6 protein-coding genes and 1 pseudogene are annotated in these 8,914 nt (G+C 63.3%); 6 read left to right on the top strand and 1 reads right to left on the bottom strand.

The window, feature by feature from the left end:
* Positions 1 to 223, bottom strand: a pseudogene (locus EOC93_RS30985) (bifunctional 3-demethylubiquinol 3-O-methyltransferase/2-polyprenyl-6-hydroxyphenol methylase); the annotation flags it as partial.
* Between the two features lie 335 nt (positions 224 to 558).
* On the opposite strand from EOC93_RS30985, the gene EOC93_RS30980 reads away from it, so the two are divergent.
* The 6 genes from EOC93_RS30980 to EOC93_RS30955 all read left to right on the top strand — a co-directional run.
* Positions 559 to 1,812, top strand: a complete 1,254-nt coding sequence (locus EOC93_RS30980; RefSeq protein ID WP_095486022.1) for an aspartate kinase — start codon at positions 559 to 561, stop codon at positions 1,810 to 1,812.
* Positions 1,813 to 1,994: 182 nt separating this feature from the next.
* Positions 1,995 to 4,265 carry a phosphoenolpyruvate--protein phosphotransferase gene (ptsP, locus tag EOC93_RS30975; protein ID WP_095486023.1) on the top strand — a complete coding sequence of 757 codons (2,271 nt, stop codon included), beginning with the start codon at positions 1,995 to 1,997 and terminating at the stop codon, positions 4,263 to 4,265.
* Positions 4,266 to 4,273: 8 nt separating this feature from the next.
* Positions 4,274 to 5,353, top strand: a complete 1,080-nt coding sequence (gene prfA / locus EOC93_RS30970; protein WP_095486024.1) for a peptide chain release factor 1 — start codon at positions 4,274 to 4,276, stop codon at positions 5,351 to 5,353.
* On the top strand, positions 5,346 to 6,224 hold the full coding sequence (gene prmC, locus EOC93_RS30965; protein WP_127206525.1) for a peptide chain release factor N(5)-glutamine methyltransferase: 879 nt from the start codon (positions 5,346 to 5,348) through the stop codon (positions 6,222 to 6,224). Before prfA ends, prmC begins: the two co-directional genes overlap by 8 nt.
* 301 nt (positions 6,225 to 6,525) lie before the next feature.
* A complete protein-coding gene (locus EOC93_RS30960) occupies positions 6,526 to 7,485 on the top strand; it encodes a DUF4167 domain-containing protein (RefSeq protein WP_127206524.1) in 960 nt (319 codons plus the stop codon).
* 221 nt (positions 7,486 to 7,706) lie between these two features.
* A partial coding sequence (locus EOC93_RS30955; protein ID WP_127206523.1) for a Clp protease N-terminal domain-containing protein occupies positions 7,707 to 8,914 on the top strand: 1,208 nt, incomplete at its 3' end.

Raw genomic sequence — 8,914 nt, 5'->3', positions numbered from 1 at the left:
CGCCGCAGCCGATGTCGAGGAAGCGCAGGCCCTCGAACGGCCGCGCCGCACGCGGGTCGCGGCCGAAGCGCGTCGCCACCTGGTCGCGTATATAGGCAAGCCGGATCGGATTGAACTTGTGCAGCGGACGGAACTTGCCGTTCGGATTCCACCATTCGGCGGCAAGGGCGGAAAAGCGCTCCACTTCTCCGGCATCGATCGTCGACCGTCGGGGTTCTGGCATGGCGTGTCTCCCGCAGACTCAAAAGTTCAGAGCGCGATCGGGTGCAAAACCGGATACGACTTTTGCTGATCGCGCTCTGGTGCGCTAGGAAGTCGGTCGCGAGGCAGCGAATGTCAAGGCAGCAATTTCGCCTGTCGACAGGCCAGTGCTCATGATGCCAGGCGGCACTGACTGCGATCTGCGCCTCGTCACCCAACCGGCAACTGGCGGCATGCCTTGCGAAACCCTAAGCATTTGGCTAAGGAGGCCGCGAATTCAGCGACCGGCCCGGCCGGACGCTCCCTTTCCGCTTTTCGGCCGTCGGCCCGGCATCCAGTCAAAGGCATTTCGCTTCCATGGCGCGCATCGTGATGAAATTCGGCGGAACCTCCGTCGCCGACATCGCCCGCATCCGCAATGTGGCGCGCCACGTCAAACGCGAGGTCGATGCCGGCCATGAGGTCGCGGTGGTCGTCTCGGCGATGGCCGGCAAGACCAACGAGCTCGTGCAATGGACGCGCGAAGCCTCGCCCATGCACGATGCACGCGAATATGACGCTGTCGTTGCCTCCGGCGAGCAGGTGACTGCCGGCCTGTTGGCGATCGCGCTGCAGAACATGGGCGTCCATGCCCGTTCCTGGCAAGGCTGGCAGATCCCGATCAAGACCGACAATGCGCATGGCGCGGCGCGCATTCTCGATATCGACGGCGCGTTCCTGATCAAGCGCTTCGGCGAGGGCCAGGTGGCGGTGGTCGCGGGTTTCCAGGGCATCGGGCCGGACAACCGCATCGCGACGCTCGGCCGTGGCGGCTCCGACACCAGTGCCGTCGCCATCGCGGCGGCGGTCAAGGCTGACCGCTGCGACATCTATACCGATGTCGACGGGGTCTACACCACCGATCCGCGCATCGAGCCGAAGGCGCGGCGGCTGGCCAAGATTTCCTTCGAGGAAATGCTTGAAATGGCCTCGCTCGGCGCCAAGGTCCTGCAGGTGCGCTCGGTCGAGCTTGCCATGGTGCACAGGGTGCGTACTTTCGTGCGGTCGTCCTTCGACGATCCCGACGCGCCCGGAATGGGGGATTTGCTCAATCCGCCCGGAACGCTTATTTGCGACGAGGAAGAGATCGTGGAACAGCAGGTCGTCACCGGAATTGCCTACGCGAAGGACGAAGCGCAGATTTCGCTGCGCCGTGTCGGCGACCGGCCGGGCGTCGCCGCCGGCATTTTCGGGCCGCTGGCCGAAGCCAACATCAATGTCGACATGATCGTCCAGAACATTTCCGAGGACGGCAAGTTCACCGACATGACCTTCACCGTGCCGTCCGGCGATGTCGACAAGGCGCTTGCCGTGCTCGAGCGGCTGAAGGCCACGATCGGCTACGACGTCGTGCAGTCGGAAGCCGGCATGTCGAAGGTCTCGGTCATCGGCATCGGCATGCGTAGCCATGCGGGCGTTGCGGCCACCGCCTTCAAGGCGCTGGCCGACAAGGCGATCAACATCCGCGCGATCACGACCTCCGAGATCAAGATTTCGATCCTGATCGACGGTCCCTACACCGAACTTGCGGTTCGTACTTTGCATTCCGTCTACGGTCTGGATAAGCAGTAGCAGACTGCATCGGCCCGAAAATCGGAGTCGATTCTCGGAAAGCACGATGCAGCAGATCGAAAGTCTTAGAGCGTCCTTTGTGCGTCCAATTGGATGCATGGCGCTCTAATTGAGTTGTTGCGTGAGCGCCGGCCGCGGGAGAAACTGCGGCGGGCAGAATGTCCATTGGAGAACAAGCCGCGATGCGTGATACGGCCAGCGGCCCGCGCGTTTTGCTGAAACGGCTCCGCGAGCTCATGCAGGAGCCGCTGGAGCCGCAGGAGCGGCTCGACCGTATCGTGCGCGACATCGCCTCCAACATGGTCGCCGAAGTGTGCTCGCTTTATGTGCTACGCGCCGATTCGGTGCTCGAACTCTATGCCACCGAGGGCTTGAACCCGAAAGCCGTCCATTTGGCGCAGCTCAGGCTGGGGGAAGGCCTCGTCGGCACGATCGCGGCCTCAGCACGGCCGCTCAATCTCTCCAACGCGCAGGAACATCCCGCCTTCGCCTATCTGCCGGAGACAGGGGAAGAGATCTATAATTCCTTCCTTGGTGTGCCGGTGCTCAGGGCAGGGCGCACGCTCGGTGTGCTGGTCGTCCAGAACAAGACCATGCGCCACTATCGCGACGACGAGGTCGAGGCGCTGGAAACGACGGCGATGGTGATCGCCGAGATGATTGCCACCGGCGACCTTGCCCGGCTGACCCGGCCCGGGCTCGAACTCGACCTGCGCCGCCCGGTGAGCTTTACCGGCCTGTCCTTCAACGAGGGCGTCGGGCTTGGTCATGTCGTGCTGCACGAGCCGCGCATCGTCGTCACCAATCTGTTCAACGAGGACAGCGAAGAGGAGATCAAGCGGCTCGATGCTTCCCTCGGTTCGCTCAGGCTCTCCATCGACGACATGCTGGAACGCCGCGAAGTCGCCTTCGAGGGCGAGCATCGCCAGGTGCTCGAAGCTTATCGCATGTTCGCCAACGACAGCGGCTGGGTGCGCCGGCTGGAAGAGGCGATCCGCAACGGCCTGACGGCAGAAGCGGCGGTGGAAAAAGTGCAGAGCGACATGCGTGCCCGCATGCTGCACATGACCGATCCGTATCTGCGCGAGCGGATGAGCGATTTCGACGATCTGGCCAACCGGTTGCTGCGCCAGTTGATGGGGCGCGGGCCGGACGATGTCGCGGCCTCGCTGCCGAAGGACGCTATCATCGTAGCCCGCTCGATGGGCGCCGCCGAACTGCTCGATTATCCCAGAGACAAGCTGCGCGGCGTGGTGCTGGAGGACGGCGCGGCGACCAGCCATGTCGTCATCGTGGCGCGGGCTATGGGCATACCGGTCGCCGGCCAGATGAAGGGCGCCGTTTCCATGGCGGAAAACGGCGACGCCATCATTGTCGACGGCGAAGAAGGCGCGATCCATCTGCGCCCTCAGCCCGACCTCGAAGCCGCCTATGCCGAAAAGGTCCGCTTCCGGGCGCGGCGGCAGGAGGTCTACCGCGAACTGCGCAAGAAGCCGTCGGTGACCAAGGATGGCGTCCAGGTCGACCTTTTGATGAATGCGGGCCTGGCCGTCGATCTGCCGCAGCTTGCCGAGGCGGGCGCCGCCGGCATCGGCCTGTTCCGCACCGAGCTGCAATTCATGGTCGCTTCGACCTTTCCGCGTGCGGAAGCCCAGGAACGGCTCTATCGAGATGTGCTCGACGCGGCGCGGGGCAAGCCGGTGACCTTCCGCACCATCGATATCGGCGGCGACAAGGTGCTGCCCTACTTCAAGGACACGATCCAGGAAGAGAATCCGGCGCTCGGCTGGCGCGCCATCCGCTTGACGCTCGACCGGCCGGGCCTGTTGCGCACCCAGATCCGCGCGCTTCTGAAGGCCTGCGGCGGGCGTGAACTGAAGCTGATGCTGCCAATGGTGACGGAACTCGGCGAGATCGCGCAGGCGCGCGAAATCGTCGACCGCGAGGTGCGGCATCTGTCGCGTTTTGCCCATCATTTGCCGACCAGCCTGAAGCTCGGAGCCATGCTGGAAGTGCCTTCGCTGCTGTTCCAGCTCGACGAGCTGATGAAGGCCGTCGATTTCGTCTCGGTCGGCTCGAACGATCTGTTCCAGTTCGTCATGGCGGTCGATCGCGGCAACACGCAGCTCTCCGACCGTTTCGACACGCTGTCGACGCCATTCCTGCGCGTTCTGAAACAGGTCGCCGACGCCGGGGTGCGCAATAATACCCCGGTGACCTTGTGCGGCGAGCTGGCCGGCAAGCCGATCTCGGCGATGGCGCTGATCGGCCTTGGCTACCGTTCGATCTCGATGTCGCCGGCTTCGATCGGTCCGGTCAAGGCGATGCTGACGGAACTGCCACTGGCCGAGCTGCAAGCGTTTTTCGACGACAATCTCATGGCGCCGTCCCAGAAGTTGCCGATGCGGGCGCTGCTGCAAGCCTTTGCCGACGACCGCTCTATACCGCTATAGCATTCGCCATGATCAACCTGCCCCGCGACCGTATGGATCAAGTCGTCAAGCGTTTCGACGTGCTCGAAGCGCAGATGTCGGCCGGGCCGGCGGCGGACGCCTATGTCAAGATGGCGTCGGAATATGCCGACATCCAGGAGATGGTGGCAAAGATCAGGGCGCTGCGCACCGCCGAGCACGAACAGGCCGATCTGGAGGCGATGCTCGCCGACAAAAGCACAGATGCCGAAATGCGGGCATTGGCCGAGGCCGATCTGCCCGAGGTCAGGCAACGCATCGAAGCGTTGCAGAAGGACATCCAGATCCTGCTTCTGCCCAAGGATGCCGCCGACGACAAGAACGCCATCCTCGAAATCCGCGCGGGCACCGGCGGCGATGAGGCGGCTCTCTTTGCCGGCGACCTGTTTCGCATGTACGAACGCTACGCTGCGGCACGCGGCTGGCGTTTCGAGACGGCGTCGGCAAGCGAGGGCGAGGTCGGCGGCTACAAGGAAATCATCGCCACCATTTCAGGCAAGGGGGTCTTTGCCCATCTGAAATTCGAGTCCGGCGTGCATCGCGTGCAGCGCGTGCCGGCGACCGAGGCCGGCGGGCGCATCCACACCTCGGCGGCGACGGTTGCCGTGCTGCCCGAAGCGGAAGAGGTCGACATCGACATCAGGGCCGAAGACATCCGCATCGACACGATGCGCGCCTCGGGTTCGGGCGGCCAGCACGTCAATACCACCGATTCGGCGGTGCGCATCACCCATCTGCCGACCGGCATCATGGTGGTGCAGGCGGAGAAGTCGCAGCACCAGAACCGAGCGAAAGCCATGCAGATCCTGCGCGCCAGGCTTTACGACCTTGAGCGCGGCAAGGCTGACGAGGAGCGCTCCGAATCGCGCAAATCGCAGGTCGGTTCGGGCGATCGCTCGGAGCGCATCCGCACCTATAATTTCCCGCAAGGCCGCGTCACCGACCATCGCATCAATCTGACGCTCTACAAGCTCGACCGGGTTATGATGGGCGAACTCGACGAGATCATCGACGCGCTGATGGCCGATCACCAGTCGAAGCTGCTCGCCGATATCGGCCTCGATGGCTGACAATCTGCCTGGTACACTCGGGCCACTGCTGAAAGCGGCGCGGGCCCGCCTTGCCGCGGCCGCAGTCGCCGATCCGGCGCTGGATGCCAGGCTGATCGTCGAACATCTTTCCGGCACCACCCGCACACAAGCCATCGCCGATCCCGAATGCAGGGTCGATGCCGGCGCGATTGCCGCGATCGATGCAGCCTTGAGACGGCGCATCGCCGGCGAGCCGGTGCATCGCATCCTCGGCCATCGCGAATTCTACGGCTTGCGCCTGTCGCTGTCAGCGGAAACGCTGGAGCCGCGACCAGATACCGAAACGCTGGTCGAAGCAGTGCTGCCCTTCGTGAAGACCACAGCCGCACGGCAAGGCGAATGCCGCATCCTCGATCTCGGCACCGGCACCGGCGCCATCGCGCTGGCGCTGCTCAGCGCCGTTCCGGCGGCGGTCGCCACCGGTGTCGATATTTCGCAAGGCGCGCTGGCGACCGCCATGCGCAATGCCGAGGAATTGGGGTTGGCCGGCCGGTTTCAGGTGCTCAAATCCGACTGGTTCGAAAAAGTTTTTGGCCGATACCATGTAATTGCCGCCAACCCTCCCTATATAGCGTCCATAGACATCGAAAATCTGCAGGACGAAGTTCGCGATTTTGATCCACGCCGAGCCCTTGATGGCGGCGTGGACGGTCTTAGTCCCTACAGGATCATTGCCGCCGAGGCGGCAGGTTTTTTGGAAGCCGAAGGCAGGATTGCGGTCGAGATCGGCCACACGCAACGCAAAGAGGTCACTGACATATTCTCCGCAGCCGGCTATGCGCCGGCGGGGGTATTCTGGGATCTTGGCGGAAACGACAGGGTTCTGATCTTTGAACTGACAAAGCCGTGATGCAGTGCGAAAAAACGCTTGGCAATGCCGGGGAATGCGGCTAGGGTCGCCTTAACCGGATGAGACGAAGCAGGCAGTGCTCTTAGCGATTCGGTTTCCTTGGAAATAGCTGCCTTCTTGCGCAAACGACGCCCAAGCTTCGTGCGGGAATCGTCCGATAAGTGATGTAACCGGAACAGGATGACACGTGGCGCCAACGCAATCGATGCGGGCGAACGCCGGTGAAGAGACGAAACGGCTGGCTGCATGAGCGCCTCCGTTCGTGAAGAGTTTTCGAAAATTTCAAAATGAAGAGAGTCGAATGAGGCCACAACAGCAGAACAGGCGCATGCGCGGTCGCAACAACAGCGGCGGCGGCGGTAACAACAATAATAACAACAACCGCAAGGGCCCAAATCCCCTGACGCGCAACTACGAGAGCAACGGTCCGGACGTGAAGATCCGCGGATCGGCTCAGCAAATCGCCGAAAAATACGCAACCCTTGCCCGTGACGCGCAAAGCTCCGGCGACCGGGTGATGGCGGAAAACTATCTCCAGCACGCCGAGCACTACAATCGCATCATCGCTGCCGCACAGGCGCAGATACCGATCCAGAGCGCTCAGCAGAATCGCGACGATTTTGACGATGACGGCGACGAAGATCGCGACGAGTTCGACAATGCCGGCAACAGCAACGTCGGTGAGACGGCGGCTCCGGTGGTCAACCACGGTGCCGGCCCGCAGCCGGTCATCGACGGCACGCCAGCCGAGTTGGCGTTCAACCAGGAAAACGGCCGTGACAACGGCCGTGACAATCGCGACAACGGTGGGCGCGACAACGGTGGACGCGACAACAATGGCGGCCGCCATCGTGACCGCCGCCCCAATGGCGGCTACGGCCAGAACGGCCAGCGCGGCGAATATGGTGCGCGCGGCGAGCAGGGCGGACAGCGCAGCGACCAGAACCGGCGCAACGAGACGCCAGTACAGAATGAAACGCCCGTGCAGGCGCAAGCTGTGTCTCCGGTTGAGCCTGCTTCTGTGGCCGAACCCGCGCCGCAGTTCGAAAACTTTTCGCCGGCGGCTCTCGCTGCCCAGGCCGAGATGAACGAAGCAGCCACTGAAGGCGGCGCTGCCCGCCGCCCCAGGCGTCCGCGCCGTCCGCGCGTCAATGCTAACCAGGTGGATGGCGGCAACGACAATGCTGGCGCCGATAATGGGAATGCAGCGCCGGCGGAAGACGCCGGTGGCGAGCCCGCCATCGTCGACGTCAACAACTGATCGAGCAAGGCTTTCAGACATTCTTGGGCGGCGGAGAGAATCTCCGCCGTTTTTGTTTGTGCGCCCGTGGAATATTATGCGTTCGCCATTACCGGACGTCTTGAGGGGCCGTGGCTTGCGCACCATATCTCGCGTGAACAGGACCCGGCTCGAACGGGCGGGTCCGTCACCGCAATCTGATCCGGTGCCGCAAAGCGGGCCGGTGACGGAAGGAGACAGATATGAATCTTGAAAAATACTCCGAGCGCGTGCGCGGCTTCATCCAGTCTGCGCAAACAATGGCGCTCTCGCGCAACCACCAGCAGTTCACCCCCGAACATATATTGAAAGTGCTCGTCGACGACGACGAGGGCTTGGCCGCGTCGTTGATCGAGCGCGCCGGCGGCAGCGTTCGCGACGCCAAGCTTGGCGTCGAGACAGCACTTGAGGCAATGCCCAAGGTGGAAGGCGGCAACGGCCAGCTTTATCTGGCGCAGCCGCTGGCCAAAGTGTTCTCGACCGCCGAGGAACTGGCCAAGAAGGCCGGCGACAGTTTCGTCACGGTTGAGCGGCTGCTGACGGCGCTGGCGGTCGAGAAATCCGCCAAGACCGCCGATATCCTGACCAAAGCCGGCGTGACCCCACAGGCGCTGAACCAGGTGATCAACGAGGTCCGCAAGGGCCGCACCGCCGACTCGGCGAGCGCCGAGCAGGGATATGATGCGCTGAAGAAGTACGCGCGCGACCTCACCGCCGACGGCCGCGCCGGCAAGCTCGACCCCGTCATCGGCCGCGACGACGAGATCCGCCGCACCATCCAGGTGCTGTCGCGCCGCACCAAGAACAATCCGGTGCTGATCGGTGAACCCGGCGTCGGCAAGACGGCGATCGCCGAAGGGCTGGCGTTGCGCATCGTCAATGGCGACGTGCCGGAATCGCTCAAGGACAAGCAGTTGATGGCGCTCGACATGGGGTCGTTGATCGCCGGTGCAAAATATCGCGGCGAATTCGAGGAGCGGCTGAAGGCGGTGCTTTCGGAAGTCACCGCTGCCGCTGGCGGCATCATCCTGTTTATCGATGAGATGCACACGCTGGTCGGTGCCGGCAAGGCGGATGGCGCCATGGATGCGTCGAACCTGTTGAAGCCGGCGCTGGCACGCGGCGAACTGCATTGCGTCGGCGCGACGACGCTCGATGAGTACCGGAAGCATGTCGAGAAGGACGCGGCCCTTGCCCGCCGCTTCCAGCCGGTCTTCGTCAATGAGCCGACCGTCGAAGACACCGTCTCCATTCTGCGCGGCCTGAAGGAAAAATACGAGCAGCACCACAAGGTGCGCATCTCGGATTCGGCGCTGGTCGCGGCAGCGTCGCTGTCCAACCGCTATATCGCCGACCGATTTCTGCCGGACAAGGCGATCGACCTTGTCGCCGATGCCACGTCCCTGCTCCG

Origin of the sequence: Mesorhizobium sp. M6A.T.Ce.TU.002.03.1.1, assembly GCF_003997275.1 — a bacterium.
Taxonomy (GTDB): Bacteria; Pseudomonadota; Alphaproteobacteria; order Rhizobiales; family Rhizobiaceae; genus Mesorhizobium; species Mesorhizobium mediterraneum.
Note: the sequence above shows the minus strand (reverse complement) of the source record. Positions and strands in the feature narration are given on the sequence as shown.

What these genes read in the sequence shown, in the direction of transcription:
- EOC93_RS30980 (WP_095486022.1), top strand. Translation starts at nt 559, where the DNA reads ATGGCGCGCATCGTGATGAAATTCGGCGGAACCTCCGTCGCCGACATC.
- ptsP (WP_095486023.1), top strand. Translation starts at nt 1,995, where the DNA reads ATGCGTGATACGGCCAGCGGCCCGCGCGTTTTGCTGAAACGGCTCCGC.
- prfA (WP_095486024.1), top strand. Translation starts at nt 4,274, where the DNA reads ATGATCAACCTGCCCCGCGACCGTATGGATCAAGTCGTCAAGCGTTTC.
- prmC (WP_127206525.1), top strand. Translation starts at nt 5,346, where the DNA reads ATGGCTGACAATCTGCCTGGTACACTCGGGCCACTGCTGAAAGCGGCG.
- EOC93_RS30960 (WP_127206524.1), top strand. Translation starts at nt 6,526, where the DNA reads ATGAGGCCACAACAGCAGAACAGGCGCATGCGCGGTCGCAACAACAGC.